This is a genomic window from Lentzea alba (assembly GCF_047445655.1).
Taxonomy (GTDB): Bacteria; Actinomycetota; Actinomycetes; order Mycobacteriales; family Pseudonocardiaceae; genus Lentzea; species Lentzea alba_A.
In genome coordinates, this window is the sequence record NZ_JAJAEG010000011.1 from 19,007 (window position 1) to 34,564 (window position 15,558).

General features: G+C 68.2%; 16 protein-coding genes. 10 read left to right on the plus strand and 6 right to left on the minus strand.

Annotation, left to right across the window (positions count from 1 at the left end; genetic code table 11):
- Positions 1–43 precede the first annotated feature (43 nt).
- From LFM09_RS19315 to LFM09_RS19345, 7 genes are read left to right on the plus strand one after another with little or no spacing between them, the layout of a single operon-like run.
- A complete protein-coding gene (locus LFM09_RS19315) occupies positions 44–1,030 on the plus strand; it encodes a tripartite tricarboxylate transporter substrate binding protein (RefSeq protein ID WP_414097878.1) in 987 nt (328 codons plus the stop codon).
- Entirely contained in the window at positions 1,027–1,467 is a 441-nt protein-coding gene (locus tag LFM09_RS19320; protein ID WP_414097879.1) for a tripartite tricarboxylate transporter TctB family protein, read from the plus strand. The genes LFM09_RS19315 and LFM09_RS19320 overlap by 4 nt, the downstream gene beginning before the upstream one ends.
- Positions 1,467–2,975, plus strand: coding sequence for a tripartite tricarboxylate transporter permease (locus LFM09_RS19325; RefSeq protein WP_414098126.1), 1,509 nt, complete (start codon positions 1,467–1,469; stop codon positions 2,973–2,975). Before LFM09_RS19320 ends, LFM09_RS19325 begins: the two co-directional genes overlap by 1 nt.
- 57 nt (positions 2,976–3,032) lie before the next feature.
- On the plus strand, positions 3,033–3,881 hold the full coding sequence (locus LFM09_RS19330) for a glutamate ABC transporter substrate-binding protein (RefSeq protein WP_414097880.1): 849 nt from the start codon (positions 3,033–3,035) through the stop codon (positions 3,879–3,881).
- Positions 3,878–4,498, plus strand: a complete 621-nt coding sequence (locus LFM09_RS19335) for an amino acid ABC transporter permease (protein WP_414097881.1) — start codon at positions 3,878–3,880, stop codon at positions 4,496–4,498. The genes LFM09_RS19330 and LFM09_RS19335 overlap by 4 nt, the downstream gene beginning before the upstream one ends.
- On the plus strand, positions 4,491–5,258 hold the full coding sequence (locus LFM09_RS19340) for an amino acid ABC transporter permease (RefSeq protein ID WP_414097882.1): 768 nt from the start codon (positions 4,491–4,493) through the stop codon (positions 5,256–5,258). Before LFM09_RS19335 ends, LFM09_RS19340 begins: the two co-directional genes overlap by 8 nt.
- Positions 5,239–6,141, plus strand: coding sequence for an asparaginase (locus LFM09_RS19345; protein WP_414097883.1), 903 nt, complete (start codon positions 5,239–5,241; stop codon positions 6,139–6,141). Before LFM09_RS19340 ends, LFM09_RS19345 begins: the two co-directional genes overlap by 20 nt.
- On the opposite strand, the gene LFM09_RS19350 is transcribed toward LFM09_RS19345, so the two are convergent.
- Entirely contained in the window at positions 6,135–6,587 is a 453-nt protein-coding gene (locus LFM09_RS19350; protein ID WP_414097884.1) for an ester cyclase, read from the minus strand. The two genes, LFM09_RS19345 and LFM09_RS19350, sit on opposite strands and share 7 nt — an antisense overlap.
- A gap of 68 nt (positions 6,588–6,655) precedes the next feature.
- Here LFM09_RS19350 and LFM09_RS19355 point away from each other — a divergent pair, with 68 nt between their 5' ends.
- Positions 6,656–7,291: a TetR/AcrR family transcriptional regulator C-terminal domain-containing protein gene (locus LFM09_RS19355; protein WP_414097885.1), complete on the plus strand. Its 636-nt coding sequence runs from the start codon at positions 6,656–6,658 to the stop codon at positions 7,289–7,291.
- Here LFM09_RS19355 and LFM09_RS19360 read toward each other — a convergent pair.
- Complete coding sequence (locus LFM09_RS19360) at positions 7,288–9,294, minus strand: NPCBM/NEW2 domain-containing protein (protein WP_414097886.1); 2,007 nt, start codon at positions 9,292–9,294, stop codon at positions 7,288–7,290. The genes LFM09_RS19355 and LFM09_RS19360 overlap by 4 nt on opposite strands.
- A 117-nt stretch (positions 9,295–9,411) precedes the next feature.
- Positions 9,412–11,094, minus strand: coding sequence for an acyl-CoA dehydrogenase (locus tag LFM09_RS19365; RefSeq protein ID WP_414097887.1), 1,683 nt, complete (start codon positions 11,092–11,094; stop codon positions 9,412–9,414).
- A gap of 144 nt (positions 11,095–11,238) precedes the next feature.
- On the opposite strand from LFM09_RS19365, the gene LFM09_RS19370 reads away from it, so the two are divergent.
- Complete coding sequence (locus LFM09_RS19370; RefSeq protein WP_414097888.1) at positions 11,239–12,318, plus strand: WD40/YVTN/BNR-like repeat-containing protein; 1,080 nt, start codon at positions 11,239–11,241, stop codon at positions 12,316–12,318.
- Complete coding sequence (locus tag LFM09_RS19375; RefSeq protein ID WP_414097889.1) at positions 12,315–12,599, plus strand: ubiquitin-like small modifier protein 1; 285 nt, start codon at positions 12,315–12,317, stop codon at positions 12,597–12,599. The genes LFM09_RS19370 and LFM09_RS19375 overlap by 4 nt, the downstream gene beginning before the upstream one ends.
- Before the next feature lie 190 nt (positions 12,600–12,789).
- Here the strand turns inward: LFM09_RS19375 and LFM09_RS19380 are convergent, their stop codons facing one another.
- From LFM09_RS19380 to LFM09_RS19390, 3 genes are all read right to left on the minus strand, one after another.
- Positions 12,790–13,107 (minus strand): hypothetical protein, encoded by a 318-nt coding sequence (locus LFM09_RS19380; protein ID WP_414097890.1) that lies wholly within the window; start codon positions 13,105–13,107, stop codon positions 12,790–12,792.
- 124 nt (positions 13,108–13,231) lie between these two features.
- Positions 13,232–14,032, minus strand: coding sequence for an alpha/beta fold hydrolase (locus tag LFM09_RS19385; protein WP_414097891.1), 801 nt, complete (start codon positions 14,030–14,032; stop codon positions 13,232–13,234).
- Between the two features lie 49 nt (positions 14,033–14,081).
- Positions 14,082–15,548, minus strand: a complete 1,467-nt coding sequence (locus LFM09_RS19390; protein WP_414097892.1) for an aromatic amino acid ammonia-lyase — start codon at positions 15,546–15,548, stop codon at positions 14,082–14,084.
- Between the last annotated feature and the right edge of the window lie 10 nt (positions 15,549–15,558).

Genomic DNA, 15,558 nt, shown 5'->3' on the forward strand with positions numbered 1-15,558 from the left:
CGGTTCAAACGTACCACTAGATGGATCGAAGGGAAGACGTGCAATGAAGCCGTCACTCAAGACAGCGGCTGCTGTCACCGCTGTGGTCGCGCTGTCCGCCTGCGGTCAGTTCACCGACACCGCAGGTGGTGGCGGGGCCGCGTTCCCCAGCAGAAACCTGGAGATCATGGCGCCGGCGGCAGCTGGCGGCGGATGGGATCTCACGGCCCGCGCGATGCAGTCCGCGTTGCGAGACGACAAGCTCTACGACAAGGCGGTCGAGGTCACGAACGTCGTCGGCGCGGGTGGTGCGACCGGACTCGCGCAGCTGCTCAGCAAGGGCAAGGGTGACGCCCACCAGTGGATGGTCACCGGGCTCGTGATGATCGGTGCGACCGAACGCGCGAAGAACGGCAGCGACCTCACCCAGGCCACGCCCATCGCGACGCTGACCGCCGAGGCGGAGGCGATCGTGGTGCGGTCGGACTCGAAGTACCAGAACATCAAGCAGCTCGTCGACGACTTCAAGGCGAACCCGGCCTCGGTGAAGTGGGGCGGCGGTTCCGCGGGCGGCAGCGACCACCTGGTGGTCGGCGTGCTCGCGAAGGCGGCCGGTGCTGACGTGAAGAAGATCCAGTACGTGGGCTACTCCGGTGGTGGCGAGACCAAGGCCGGTGTGCTGTCCGGTGACGTCACAGCAGGTGTCGCGGGGGTCAGCGAGTTCAAGGCGAACATCGACGCCGGTCAGATGCGGCTGCTCGCGGTGACCTCGCCGAAGGGTGCCAACGGCGCGCCTTCGTTGAAGGAGGCCGGTTACGACGCCGAGCTGATGAACTGGCGCGGGCTCGTCGCCGGTCCTGGGCTCTCCGACGTCGACCGTGCTGCCGTCGTCGCCCTGGTGGACAGGCTGCACAGCTCGCCGAAGTGGCAGGAGACGCTGACGAAGCAGGGCTGGACCGACTTCTACAAGAAGGACACCGAGGCGCGGAACTTCATCGCGAACGAGACCATGCGGATCAGCGAGCTCGTCAAGGAGCTGGGGTTGTCGTGACGCGGTTCCGTTCCGGTGAGCTGGTCTTCGGGCTGGTGCTCGTGGCGCTCGGAGTCGTTGCCCTCACCCAGGTCTGGGTGATCCGCGGCGACTGGAGCGTGAGCGGGCCGCGGTTCGTGCCGCTCGTGGTCTGCGGTGCCTGGGTCGTGCTGGCGGTGTTGTACGTGGCGCAGACAGTTCGTGCACCAGGACCGTCAGAGGGATTCGACCGCACGCCGCTGTACCTGATCGCCACGCTCGTCGGTTATGCGTACGTCGTGATTCCGTTGGGGTACATCATCTCCACGGCGTTGTCGTTCGTGCTGACGACCCGGATCCTCGGGTCGCGGTCCCTCGTTCGTGACGTGGTGGTCGGCGTGCTGCTGGCCGTCGCCCTCTACTTCGGCTTCACGTCACTGCTCTCGATCCGCCTGCCGCGTGGGGTGCTGCCGCTGTGATGGACCTGCTGAACGGCTTCGCCACCGTGTTGCTGCCGCTGAACCTGTTGTTCGCGGCGGTGGGCGTGACGATCGGGACGCTGGTGGGTGTGCTGCCCGGCATCGGGCCCGCTCTGACGATCGCGTTGCTGTTGCCGATCACGTTCAACTTCGACGACCCGACCGGTGCGTTCATCATGTTCGCCGGCATCTACTACGGCGCGATGTACGGCGGGTCGACGACGTCGATCCTGCTGAACACGCCTGGGGAATCGGCGTCGGTGGCCACCGCGATCGAGGGCCACGAGATGGCTCGTCGTGGCCGTGCGCGGGCGGCTCTCGCCACGGCGGCGATCGGGTCGTTCGTGGCGGGCGTGATCTCCACGGTGTTGCTGGCGTTCGTGGCCGAGCCGATCGGCGAGCTCGCGGTGAAGTTCCAGGCCGCCGACTACTTCGCGCTGGCCGTGCTGGCGATGGTGTCGGTGACGGCGTTGCTCGGCGCGTCACTGGTGCGCGGACTGATCTCGTTGGTGCTGGGGCTCTTCCTCGGCCTGGTGGGGCTGGACTCGGTGAGCGGGCAGCCGCGGTTCACGTTCGGTGCGCCGATCCTGGCCGAGGGCATCGGCATCACCATCGTGATCGTCGGGCTGTTCGCGATCGGTGAGGTGCTGTACTGCGCTTCTCGCGTGCGCGACGGGTCGGACACGGTGGCGCCGCTGGAGAAAGCCCGGCTGCGCACCGGTTATCTGTCGCGCGACGACTGGAAGCGGTCGTGGAAGCCGTGGTTGCGCGGTGCTGCGATCGGGTTCCCGTTCGGCGCGCTGCCGGCCGGTGGCGCGGAGGTGCCGACGTTCCTGTCGTACACGTTCGAGAAGCGCCGGGCTGAACGAGCGGGGCGGAACGACTTCGGTCGAGGTGCCATCGAGGGCGTGGCCGGACCGGAGGCGGCGAACAACGCGAGCTTCTCCGGCGTGCTGGTGCCGTTGCTGACGCTCGGCCTGCCCACCTCGGCGACGGCGGCGGTGATGCTGGCGGCGTTCCAGATCTTCAACCTGCAACCGGGACCGCAGCTGTTCCAAACGTCTTCGGACCTGGTGTGGGCGTTGATCGCGTCGCTGTTCGTCGGCAACGTGCTGCTGCTCGTGCTGAACCTGCCGCTGATCCAGGTGTGGGTGAAGGTGCTGCAGGTGCCGCGGCCGGTGTTGTACGGCGGCATCCTCGTGCTGGCCACTTTGGGGGTGTACTCGTTGTCCGGCAACGTGTTGCAGGTGTTCCTCGCGTACGGGATCGGTGTGCTCGGCTACTTCATGCGCCGGTTCGGGTTCCCGATCGCGCCGGTGATCCTCGGGGTGATTCTCGGTCCGATGACCGAGACGCAGCTGCGGCGGGCGCTGGTGATCTCCGACGGCAGCTTCATCGCCATCGTCACGCGGCCGTTGACGCTGGTCATCCTGATGCTGGCGGTGGTGTCGCTGGTGCTGCCGTACGTGCGGAGGGGCAAGAAGCTGGCGTTCGCGGACGAGGACTAGACAACCCGCAGGACAACGTCTTGTGTCCGCTCGATCGCCGTGGGTAGTTTCCAGGTCATGGGGAGACTGCTGCTGATCGCGCTGTTGGTGCTCACCGGGTGTTCGGCCGCCCCGGAGGAGACTGTGTCGAACGGGCCGGTGTTCAGCGGCACGGTCGCCGAAGGGTCCACGGTGGACAAGATCCGCAAGCGGGGCGTGCTGAAGATCGGTGGATCGCAGGACGCGCCGCTGCTGTCCCAACTGGACCCGGTGTCGGGCAAGCTGACCGGGTTCGACGCCGAGCTGGGCCGGTTGCTGGCGCAGTACATCCTCGGCTCACCGAAGACCGAGCTGGTGACGGCGACCTCGGAGACGCGGGAGCCGTTGCTGGACAACGGAACCGTGGACGTGATCCTGCAGACGTACACGATCACGCCCGCCCGCAAGGAGCGCGTGGCGTTCGCCGGGCCGTACTACCAGTCCGGTCAGGCGATCGCGGTGAAGAAGGGCACGTCGGGCATCGCGAAGCCGGAGGACCTGGCCGGCAAGACGGTGATCGCGGGTGCGAACACCCCGTCGATCGCGGCGATCAAGGAGAAGGCGCCGACCGCGAAGATCGTGGAGTTCTCCTCCGACCCGGAGTGCGTGACGGCGTTGAAGCAGGGCCGTGGTGACGCGTACGTGCAGGACCAGGCGATCCTGGTGGCGGACGCCAGCAAGGACGCCGAGCTGCAGCTGGTCGGCGAGCCGTTCACGGTCGACCCGTACGGCATCGGGATCAAGCACGGCGACGAGGAGTTCACGAAGTTCGTCAACGACTGGTTGCGCGAGATCCAGAAGACCGGGTTGTGGCAGGAGACGTGGAAGTCCTCGATCGGCACGGTCGTGCGTGGTGACGCTCCCGCTCCGCCCGCGATCACCCCATGAGCCTTGTCCTCGAAGGGTTTCTCACGACCGTGCTGCTGACCGTGCTGTGCTTCGGCACGGCGCTGGTCGTGGGCCTGTTCGTGACGGTGCTGCGGATCGCGCCGGTTCCCGTGCTGCGCGGGGTCGGCGCGGTGTACGTGGAGGTCTGGCGCAACGTGCCGCTGCTGGCGTGGCTGGTGCTGTTCGTGTTCGGGCTGCCGGAGATCGGGCTGACGCTCTCGTTGTTCTGGAGCGCGTTCCTGGCGATCTCGCTGTACGAGGCCGCGTACGTCTGCGAGGCGCTGCGGTCGGGCGTGAACTCGGTGGCTTCGGGGCAGGGTGAGGCTGCCCGCGCGCTGGGGCTCACGTTCCGGCAGTCGTTGCGGCACATCATCGTTCCGCAGGCCGCGCGCCGGGTCGTGCAGCCGCTCGCGAACATCGCCATCGCGTTGACGATGGCGACGGCGCTGGCGGGTGCGGTCGGCGTGGTGGAGCTGACGCGGGCGGCGAACCGGATCAACCTCGACCTCGCCCGTCCGCTGCTGGTGTTCACGGGTGCGGGCCTGTGCTACCTGGCGCTGGCCGGTGGGATCGGGCTGCTGGCCGGCGTCGTGGAGCGGCGGTGGGCGCGTGTTTGACCCTCCTGGGCCGCGGGCGCGCCGGCGGGTGTTCTGGATCAGCGTGGTGTCCGTTGTGGTCGTCGCGGGGCTGGTCGCGTTGGCACTGCGGCAGTTCGCGATCAACGGTCAGCTCGACGCGGCGAAGTGGCAGCCGTATCTCACCTGGCCGGTGTGGCGTTATCTGTTCAACGGCCTGGGATCGACGGTGCTGGCCGCGGCGGCGACGGGGGTGCTGGCGATGGCGGGTGGCGTCCTGCTCGCGTTGTGGCCGAACCGCTTCACCCGCGGTTACACCGAGCTGATGCGCATGATCCCGGTGCTGCTGCTGGTCTACGTGATGCTGTTCGTGCTGCCGTCGTACGGTGTCGACCTGCCGTTGTTCTGGAAATTGGTAGTACCGCTCGCTTTCTCGCACGCGGCGGCGTTCGGCGTCATCTTCCGCGCGGGTGTGCAGGCGGTGGATCCCGGGCAGCGCGAGGCCGCGTTGTCGTTGGGGTTCACCGAGACCGCCGCACGGCGAGTGGTGGTGTTGCCACAGGCGGTGCGGCACATGGCGCCGTCGCTGGTGACGCAGTCGATCGGGCTGCTGAAGGACACCGCGCTGGGGTTTGTGGTGAGCTACACGGAGCTGTTGTTCAACGGCAAGGTCCTGGCGACCTACAACGGCCTGCTCATCCAGACCTACCTCGTGATCGCTGTGCTGTACCTGGTCGTCAACCTCGCGCTGTCGGGCCTGTCGCGCTACCTGGAGGCATCCCTTGCCAGAACTGCTCGCTGAGGTCACGCGGAACGGTTTCGTGGAGAGCCTGCACCACGGCAGCGTGGTCGGCCTGCACCCGGACGGCTCGGCCGGCGTGTCCGTCGGGGCCGTCGACGACGCGGTGCTGCCGCGGTCGTGCATGAAACCGTTCCAGGCGCTGGCCTGTCTGTCCGCCGGAGCGTCGCTGGCCGGGCCCGCGCTGGCCATCGCGGCCGGGTCGCACACGGGGGAGAACCGGCACGTCGAGCTGGTGATGAAGCTGCTCGGCGGGTTGCCGGTGGGGTTGCTGCGCTGCCCGGCGTCCTGGCCGGAGGACGAGGAGACGCGACAGCGGATGACCGAGCCGTCTCGCGTGCGGATGAACTGCTCGGGCAAGCACGCGGCGATGCTGGCGGCGTGCGTGGCGGCCCGGTGGCCCACCCAGACCTATTTGGAGCCAACGCATCCGTTGCAGCAGATGGTGTTGCGGACGGTGGAGGAACTCTCCGGCGAGACCGTCGCGCACACGGCGGTCGACGGCTGTGGCGCGCCGGTGTACGCGTTGTCGTTGCGCGGCTTGGCGCGCGCGATGCAGGGGCTGGTGCGCACGCCCGTTGCCGGTGCCATGCGCAAGTATCCGGAGTTCGTCGGCGGGACCGGGCACGTGAACACGGTCGTGATGCAGCTGCTGCCGGGCGTGGTGGCCAAGGGTGGTGCGGAGGGCGTGCTGGTGCTGGCGACGACCGCCGGGCACGCGGTCGCGGTGAAGGTGCTCGACGGCAATCCCCGCGCCACCACGGCGATCGGGCTCACGGCGCTGGCCGCGCTGGGCTTCGACGTGTCGCCGGCCAAGGAGCACCTGTCCGTGCCGGTGCTGGGTGGCGGTCAGGTCGTCGGTGAGGTGAGGGTCGTGTTTCAGTAGGGGCCGGTGTACTCGTCAGGAGCGTTCAGCAGGCCGAGCTGCTGCATGACGGTCGCGGAGTCGCCGTAGACCCGTTCGCAGACCAGGACGTCCTTCTCGAACAGGAAGAAAGCCACCATCCTGACCTTGAAGGACTTGTTCGACGGTTGTTCACCGAGGAGGCTGCCCAGGTGCGTTCCCGACAGCTCGAACTCGACGACCACCGCGTCATCGGCGTGGTGGACCTCGATGACCTTGCTGCGCTGGTCGGGGAACGTCTCACGGGTGCGCTGCCAGTACGCGCGGACCTCGTCCACGCCGTCCAGGACCTGGCCGGACGCCATGATCTCGTAGCGGGGGTGAGGAAACGTGTTCAGGGAGGTGTCGAAGTCGAAGTCGTTCTGGCATTCCATGTGCTCCAGGACGATCGCCTCGCGCAGCGCTCTGAGCGCCTTCGATTCGGTCATGCCGGACGAGCCTCCTACGTACGCCGTACGTCGCAGGGAAGCTACTCCACGTCATATGGTCGGCGCCAGTGTCCTCGTCACGTGAACCGTTGACCCGCGACCGCATCGTGGATGCGGCCGTGCGGTTGATCGAACGTGAGGGCGTCGAGGCAGTCTCCATGCGGCGCCTCGCCTCCGAGCTCGGCGCGGGCACGATGTCGTTGTACAACCACGTGCCGAACAAGGCCGTGCTGGTGGATCTCGCCGCCGAACGGATCATGTCGGAGGCCCGGCCGTACCACGTCGACAGTGACGACTGGCGTGATCACTTCCGGGCACACGCGCGTGCGGTGCGGGAGCTGGCGCGGCAGCACCCCCGCGCGTTCGTGATGCTGGCGACGCGGCGGCTGAGCACGCAGGCCGGGTTCATGACCATCGAGGCCGCGTTGCAGAACTTCGACCGGGCCGGCTTCCGGGGCAAGGTCGCCGTCGGGATGATGCGCGCGATGGTGTCGTACCTGCTCGGCACGTTGATGCGGGAGGTCGCGACCTCGCCCGAGCTGGGCGGGATCGCGTTGTCGCCCTACGTTGGCGTTGACGCGGCGGCGTTTCCGTTGTCCGCCGAGGTCATCGACGAGCTGGGGACCTTCGACCACGACCATGAGTTCGAGTTCGGTCTCGAACTCATGATCGCGGCCTTGGAGCGCTACCGGGAACCCGACTAGCAGGTGATCTTCAGGTCTGCCCAGTTCGCGTGGTCGTAGGACTTGCCGTTGCCGCCGTCGGTGACGACCAGCCGCACGACGGTCGCGCCGGACACGTTGGCCTCCAGCGCCTTCGCGGCGTCGGCTCCGGTGACGGGGCCGCTGTCGAACACCTTCTTGTTGTCGCCCCACACCTCGTAGGTCACGAGGCTCAGCGGGTTGACCTTGTTGTCCTGGATGCCGATCGTGGCGGTCAGCTTCGAGCACGCGCCGCCCGCGTAGTACTCGATGTGCGCGGGTGCGTGCGTGCCGAGGCCCTTCGTGAAGACCTGGCCGCGGATGGTGATCAGGCCGCCGTCACCGGCTTTCGCCTCGCCGTTGGTCTTGTCGACCTCGACCGGGCCGTGGCCGTTGGCCGACCTGAGCCACTTCAGGTCGCTCACGAAGAGATCACCCTTCGGTGCCGCGCCCGGTACCAGTGCCTCGGTGGAGTACTGCCTGGTCACGGGGTTGTTCTCGTGCGGCGAGTGGTAGGTGAAGCTCGCGCCGACCGGGAAGCGGCCTTCCTTCGCGTCTGGTGGCACTGTCACCTGCCAGGTGGTCTTGAACGTCTTCTCGCCGGGCAGGATCGCCTTGAAGGTGCTGGACGTCGCCTTCGCGGTCCAGCCCTGCGGGACGTTCAGGGTTGCCTGGACCAGGGCGATCGGCAGGCGGCCGGAGTTGGTCACCGACGTCGTGTAGGTGACGGACTTGCCGGGCTGCACGATCGGCAGGGCGCCCGGGTAGAGGACCTCGCCGTCCGCGGCCGTGGTGATGGCCGGCGGGTACTTGTACCAGTCCTGCGCGGCGCTGACGCGGTACATCGCACTGCCGTGCGGGGGCAGGGCGGCGCTGATCGAGCCCGCGGTGTGCGTGGTGGTCTTGGCCCACAGGTCGCGGACCTTGTAGCCGCCCGCCTGGGTGAGACCGAGGTCCTGGGCCGTCACGGAGATGTTGGCGGCGCTGTCGTTCTCGTTGAACAGCAGCACGGCCTTGTCGCCGTTGCTGAGCGGCTTCACGAGGACGTACATGCCGCCCTCGGCGCGGATCGGCTTGGCCTGCACGCCGAGCTTGTCCTGGTTGACCGCGATGACCTCGCGGTTGTTGAGGATGTCGAAGGTCTCCGGGGTGACCTTGCGCAGGTCCGAGCCGATCAGCAGCGGTGCCGCCATGATCGACCAGAGGCTGAAGTGGCTGCGGTACTCCAGGTCCGTCATGCCGCCGTTGCCGACCTCGAGCATGTCCGGGTCGTTCCAGTGGCCCGGTCCGGCGTACTCGTGCAGCACCATGTTGCGCTTGGCGATCGACACCATGGAGTTCCAGTTGTCGCTGATGTCGCCGGTGGTGCGCCAGAGGTGGCCAACGTCCTTGGCCCACTCCCACGGCTTGTTCTGGCCCCACTCGCAGAGGCTGAACACGATCTTGCGGCCGGTGGCGTTCAGGGCGTCGCGCATCTTGGTGTAGCGCAGTTTCGCGTCCACGCCCTGGTTGTTGCAGTTGTCGTACTTGAGGTAGTCGACGCCCCAGCTGGCGAACAGCTTGGCGTCCTGCTCCTCGTGGTTCAGGCCGCCGGGGAAGCCGTTGTCCCTGTTGCAGGTCTTGGTTCCTGCTGACGTGTAGATGCCGAACTTGAGGCCCTTGCTGTGGACGTAGTCGGCGACGGCCTTGATGCCGTTGGGGAAGCGCACGGGGTGGGGGACGAGGTTGCCGTCCGCGCCGCGTTCCGGGAGGGCCCAGCAGTCGTCGATGTTGACGTACTCGTAGCCGGCGTCCTTGAGGCCCTTGTTCACGAAGATGTCGGCGATGCCCTTGACCATCTCTTCGTTGAAGTCGTTGCGGCAGTGCGTGGTGTTCCAGTTGTTGAAGCCCATCGGCGGCGTGAGGGCCAGCTCGGGTTTTTCTGCTGCTTGCGCTTGGGGTGCGATGAGGGTGCTGGCGGCGACGAGTGCGGCCAGCGCGGCTGTGCGCCATCTGCGGTGATCCACGTGCACGCGCTCCTTGTGGCTCGGAGGGCGGCGGCGTGCTCATGAAAACGTTTGTGGAACTGATACGTCAAGGGGGCGAGGCCTGTCGGCTTCGCCCCCTTTCTGTCCCGTTTGGGTTTACGGGCGCATCTCGTACCGGCCGGAGAGGGCCACGACCTGCTGCCACACGGCGTCGAACCTCTGCTGGTCGACGTGCGGCTTGCGGATCTGGCCGAGCGCCCACTGCTGCTGGGCCTCGGTGCTGCTCGGCTTGCCGTGCAGGGCGGTCGCGTAGCCGGCGAAGTCGCGGACCAGGACGTCGAAGATCTGGTCGAGGACGGCTGCGTCGGTGCCGGTGATCTTGGCCTGCTCCAGGACCAGCTGGCCGTAGACGACCAGGGTGAAGAGGTGGCCGAGGTTCAGCAGGAAGTCGAGGTCCTTCTGCTGTTCCGCGTCCGGTGCGGCGGTGGTGAGCAGGGTCTTGATGGCCTTGGCCTGCTCGTGGAACAGCTGCACGTTGGGCAGGTGGGCGTGCTCGGTGTAGATCGGCTCCCAGTCGTGGAACTGGATCTTGCCGAGGCCTCGCGCGGGGCCCTGGTGCCAGAAGAAGTCGTCGTCCTTGGGCTCGTGGACGCTGGGGACCTCGTCGTACTGCTTCGGGTTGAACAGGTAGTTCGGCATGAACTTCAGCACCAGGGCCAGGTTCACGTGCACGGTGCCTTCGAGCTTGGGCAGTGCGCGGATGTCGGCGGTGGCGCGGGTGAAGTACGTGTCCTTCTCGAAGCCCTTGGCGGCGATGACGTCCCAGAGCAGGTCGATGACGTTCTCGCCCTCGCTCGTCACCTTCATCTTGGTGATGGGGTTGAAGAGGAGGTAGCGGCGGTCGTTCTCGTTGGCTGACCTGAAGTAGTCGACTGAGCGGTCCGCGAAGAGCTTCATCGCGGTGAGGCGCGCGTACGCGTCGACGAAGTTCTGGCGCACGTGCGGGAAGTCGGTGACCGGGTTGCCGTAGAGGATCCGGTTGTGGGCGTGCGTGATCGCCTCGTAGAAGGAGTGCTCGCAGATGCCGATGCTGGCCGTGCAGAGGTTGAACTTGCCGACGTTGACGGTGTTCAGCGCCGCACTGAAGGCGTCTGTTCCCCGGTGGAGGATGTCCGCATCGGTGAGCGGGTAGTCGTCGAGGCGGAACTCGCTCACGAACATCTGGCTGTCGACGACGTTCTTGATGAGCTTGAAGTTCTCGTGCTGGCTGTCGACGGCGAAGAAGACGTAGTCGTCGCCTTCCTTGCCGAACACGCTGACCATGCCGGCGACGTTTCCGTTGCCGATGTAGTACTTGCTGCCGTTCGCCCGGTAGCCGTCCTCGGTCTTGGTGAGGATCATGTCGGTGCTGTAGACGTCCGCGCCGTGCTCCTTCTCGGAGAGGCCGAACGCGAAGACCGCGCCGCTGTCGAGGAGGGCTGCCGCCTTCTGCTTGGCTTCGGAGTTGTCGCTCATCCAGATCGGGCCGAGGCCGAGCACCGTGACCTGCCAGGCGTACCAGTACTGCAGCCCGTAGAAGCCGAGAACCTCGCTGAACGCGGCGTTGCGGGCGGCGTCCCAGCGCTTGGTGCCGTCGACGCTCGCCGGCGTGCAGAAGGTGGCGAAGAGCTTCTCGCGCTTCACGAAGTCCAGGAACTCGGTGTACCAGACCTTGTCCTGCGCGTCGGCGATCAGCTGCCGCTTGCCGCGGGCCTCGAACCAGTCGACCGTGGCCCTGAGCAGGCGGCGGGTCTCGTCGTCGAGGTGGGCGGGGTCGTAGTGGTTCGGGTCGAGCAGCACTGGCGCCTCCTTCGTCTCCGTTCGGACGCTACCAGTCAGTAACTTGCGGGTCTACGTGGGGTTTCCTGCACAGTCAGAAATTGTCAGACCCCCGGCGTAACGTGCTGTGAGTCACATTCTCGTTGGTCGGGAGGCTGCGTTGCGATGACGGTGTTGCTGGCGATCGGTACGCGCAAGGGGCTGTGGCTCGCCCGCAGCGAGGATCGGGTCACCTGGCAGGTGGACGGCCCGCATCACGCGATGCAGGAGGTGTACGCCGTGGCCTTCGACGTCCGCTCCGGCACCCGCCTGCTGGCCGGAGTGGCCTCCCCGCACTTCGGCCCCGGAGTGTCCATTTCGGACGATCTCGGTGCTTCCTGGGAGGAGTCCTCCACACCGCCGATCGCCTTCCCGGTGGACGACGCCGCGCTGGAACGCGTCTGGCAACTCCAGCCGGCCCCGGCCTCGCAACCGGGCGTGGTCTGGGCAGGCACCCAGCCGTCAGCGCTGTTCAAATCTTCGGACGGCGGCCGCTCGTTCGAGTTCGTGGAGGGCCTCTGGAACCACCCGCACCGCCCGGAGTGGGACGCGGGCTTCGGCGGCCAGGCGGTCCACACGATCGTGCCGGACCCGGTGGACCCCGATCGCGTCCTCGTGGCCATGTCCACCGGCGGCGTCTACCGCACTTCCGACGGCGGCAAGTCCTGGGAAGCCCGCAACAAGGGCATCAAGGCGTACTTCTTCCCCGACCCGTGGCCCGAGTTCGGCCAGTGCGTCCACAAGGTCGCCCAGCATCCTTCGACACCTTCGCGCTTCTACGCCCAAAACCACCACGGCGTGTACCGCAGCGACGACGGCGGCGACTCCTGGCAGTCAATCGCCGAGGGCCTGCCCACCGACTTCGGCTTCGCCATGGTCGTCCACCCGCACGACCCGGACACCATCTTCACGTTCCCGATCGAGGCAGACGGCCGCCGCTTCCCACCAGAAGGCAAATGCCGCGTCTACCGCTCCCGAGACGCCGGCGCCACGTGGCAGGCCCTGGGCACCGGCCTACCAGACGCCTTCTGGACAGCCGTGATGCGCGACGCCATGTGCACCGACACCGCCGACGTCCCCGGCGTCTACTTCGGCTCCCGCTCAGGCGAGGTCTACGCAAGCCCAGACGAAGGCGAGACCTGGCACCAGGTAGCAGCCCACCTGCCCGACGTGATGTCTGTCCGAGCCGCGGTGATCCCAACGTGAAGGTGACCGTCCTGATCCCAGGCGTCCTCCGCACAGCAACCGACGGCGCCTCCCACGTAGACGTGGACGTGCCCGAACCAGCAACGCTGGGCGGCGCCTTGGACGTGCTGGCCAACGCCTACCCGGGCCTGGACCGCCGCCTGCGCGACGAACGCGCCACCCTCCGCCGCTACGTGAACTTCTACGTCAACGGCGAGGAATGCCGCCGCCTCGACGGCCCAGCCACCCCACTCCCCGCGGGCGCCGAAATCCAAATCCTGCCCTCGGTGGCCGGCGGGTGACCGCCACGCCGGGTTGCGCCGCGCCGGGGATGGCGACGCAACCCGGCGCCGGCCCCGCATCACGCTCGCCTCGACGGCCGGGCCGCCTCGCTTCTCGCGGGCGCTGAGGTCCAGTTCCTTCGGTGGCCGGCGGGCGATCGCCACGGTGGGTTGCGCTGCACCGGGGGTGCAGCCCGGTGCAGGGCTCAGCTCACCGCCGCCGGTAAGCCCAGGTCGCGATGGCACCACTGGCCGCGGCGCCGGCCAGGCTCGTGGCGACCAGCGGTGGCACCCACGGAGTCAGTTGCTCGACGTGGGTGGCGCCGTCCTCGAACGCGCACGTGCTGGTGAGTCGCCAAAGGTCGGTCCGCACCTCCTTGAGGGGCGAGCCTTCGTGGTGCAGGCCCTTCTGGCACGCCTCGCCGTGCTCGCTCACCCCCAGCAGGCCGATTCCCCAGGCGTAGGCGAAGAAAGCGACGGCGAGCAGCACGGGCAACGGCACCAACGCCCAGGTCAACTTCTCTCTCACCGGGCCAGCATCTTGCAAATCGCTCACAGCCGGGTCACGCGTGATCAGACGGAGGCGAAGGAAGAGACCGGAAGCGCTCGGTGCCCTCGAAGGCGGCTGACAGCGGAGCCGCAGCCCGGCCGGGTTACTCGGCCAGGAAGCCGGCGACGGCGTTCCGGAAGAACTCGGGGTCGTCCAGCCACGGGTAGTGGCCCGCCTCCGGCTGCACCACGACGCTGGCCTGGGGGAACAACCGCGCGGCCTCCTCCGCCGCCGCGGGCGAAGGCAGCGCGTCAGCCTCACCGGCCAGCAACAACACCGGCATGTCCAGCCCCGCCAACTCGGCGGCCGAGGCAACAGGCGCCCCAGCCGCGTAATAGGCGGCTGCCGCACCAGGCAGCCGGATCGCATCGGCGGCACGCGCGTGTTCCCGAGCCACGTCGTCCCAGCGGCTGTAGAAGAAAGGAGTCACCGCCGCCCAGTCGTCGGATGCGGTGCTTCCGCCCAGCACGGCCTCGAGCGAGTCCTTCACCGCCGGGAACCAGTCCTCGTGCGCACGCGACTCGGCCGTTGCCCGCAGTTGAGCCAGGTCGGGCGCGAAGCCCAACGACCGCAGGCTGGGCGTCACCAGCACCAGCCGCCGCACCCGTGCCGGGTACCGCAGGGCGTATCGGACCGCGATGGCCGCGCCCGCCGAGTGCGCCAGCACGTCCACCGACTCGAAGCCGGCATGTGCGCGGTAGGCCTCGACGTCGTCGACGTGCAGGTCGAACCGCAGCTCCGAGAGGTCCGCAGGTCCTGACCTGCCGGTGCCGCGCAGGTGCAGCAGATGCATCCTCGCGGGGATTGCGCCGAGATCGCCCAGGTACGACGGGGCGAGCAGCGGACCTCCCGGCACGACCAGCAGTGGTGCACCGGAGCCGACTTCGTCATGAGCGAGACCCATGAGAACGATCATCACATCCCGCGGCTCGCGGCAGTGGGCAAACCCGGAGTCAGCACGATGCGAAGTCGTCCAGCAGGGCCGAGGCGACCTCCACGTCCGGGCTGAGCTGGCGGTCGGACATGTCCGGGTTGAGCTTCGACTCGGCGGCCTCGAAGGCGGCGCGCAGGTCGGGGGTGTCGGGTGTGATGCCGCGCAGCCGCAGGGCTCGCACGGCGGCGACGATCTCGCAGGCGAGCACCAGGCGGAACGCGCCCAGGGAGCGCAGGGCCTGGGAGGCCGACTGGAAGGCGAAGCTGGAGTTCTCCTCCTGGCCGCGCGACACGACGGCGTTGCCGATGCTCGCGGGTTCGGCGAGAGTGCGGACCTCGGCCAGTGCGGAGTTGGCGCTGTACTCGAGGATCATCACGCCCGAGCTGCCGGGCACGCCCTCGGCGAGGAACGGGCGCAGGCCCGTGAAGTTCGGTTCGACCAGGGTGGCCAGGCGGGCGGTCGACAGGTGGCCGGTGTGCAGCATCGACAGGCGCAGGCGGTCCAGAGCCTGGCCCAGGTACGCGCTGTGGAAGGCGCCGTGGTGGTACGCGGCGTCGTCGTCGGGGCCGAACTGGTCGGCGACGATCAGCGGGTTCTCGGCGGCGGCGTTGAACTCGACGTCCAGGACGCGGCGCAGGTCTGTGGCGGCGTCCACGGCCGGGCCGTGGATCTGCGGGAAGCAGCGGTAGCCGAACGGGTCCTGGATGCGCGCGGCCGGGCGTGAGGGGTCGCCGAGCAGGCGGCGCATGTCGGCGGCCACGGCCACCTGGCCCGGGTGCGGGCGGCCGAGGTGGACGCGTTCGTCGTAGGCCTCGATGGCGCCGTTGACCGCGAGGAACGACAGCGCGGCGACGACGTTCGTGGCTTTGAGCAGCTGGTGGGCGTCGTGCCAGGCCAGGCCCGCCATGCCGATGGTGAGGGCGTTGCTGCTGATCAACGCCAGTGCGTCGCCCGAGTCGAGCTCGATCGGGTTGGGCGTCTGCGTGGAGCCGAGCCAGTAGCGCTCGCCGAGCAGGGTCAGACCCGTTTCGGCCAAGGCGGTGAGGTCGCCGGTGCCGATCGCGCCGTACTCGTGCACGCCGGGGTAGCAGCTGCTGTTCAGGGCGGCGAGCAGCGCGTCGGCCACGGCCCTGCGCACGCCGGCGCCGCCTGCCAGGAGTTGGTTGAGGCGCACGACCATCATGGCGCGCACCTGTTCCTCGGGGAGCATGCCGCCGAGACCGCCGGCGTGGCTGCGCAGCAGCCGCAGGCCGTGCTCGGCCCAGCCCTCGGTGCTGACGATCTGGTCGCGGTTCGCGCCGACTCCGGTCGTGCGGCCGTACACCTGTCGCCGCACGACGAGGCGCTGGCTCGCGCGCCACGACCCTTCGAGGCGCGCGAGGCCGTCCGCGTGCAGCTCCACCGGGCAGTGGTACCTCGCCACGCGCACCACGTCGTCGCCGCCCAGGGATTCGCCGTCCAGCACGACAGGGGAGTCATCGACCATGGCACCAATG

Coding starts and splice junctions, on each gene's coding strand:
- LFM09_RS19315 (WP_414097878.1), top strand. CDS start 44: ATGAAGCCGTCACTCAAGACAGCGGCTGCTGTCACCGCTGTGGTCGCG.
- LFM09_RS19325 (WP_414098126.1), top strand. CDS start 1,467: ATGGACCTGCTGAACGGCTTCGCCACCGTGTTGCTGCCGCTGAACCTG.
- LFM09_RS19330 (WP_414097880.1), top strand. CDS start 3,033: ATGGGGAGACTGCTGCTGATCGCGCTGTTGGTGCTCACCGGGTGTTCG.
- LFM09_RS19335 (WP_414097881.1), top strand. CDS start 3,878: ATGAGCCTTGTCCTCGAAGGGTTTCTCACGACCGTGCTGCTGACCGTG.
- LFM09_RS19350 (WP_414097884.1), bottom strand. CDS start 6,587: ATGACCGAATCGAAGGCGCTCAGAGCGCTGCGCGAGGCGATCGTCCTG.
- LFM09_RS19370 (WP_414097888.1), top strand. CDS start 11,239: ATGACGGTGTTGCTGGCGATCGGTACGCGCAAGGGGCTGTGGCTCGCC.
- LFM09_RS19385 (WP_414097891.1), bottom strand. CDS start 14,032: ATGGGTCTCGCTCATGACGAAGTCGGCTCCGGTGCACCACTGCTGGTC.
- LFM09_RS19390 (WP_414097892.1), bottom strand. CDS start 15,548: ATGGTCGATGACTCCCCTGTCGTGCTGGACGGCGAATCCCTGGGCGGC.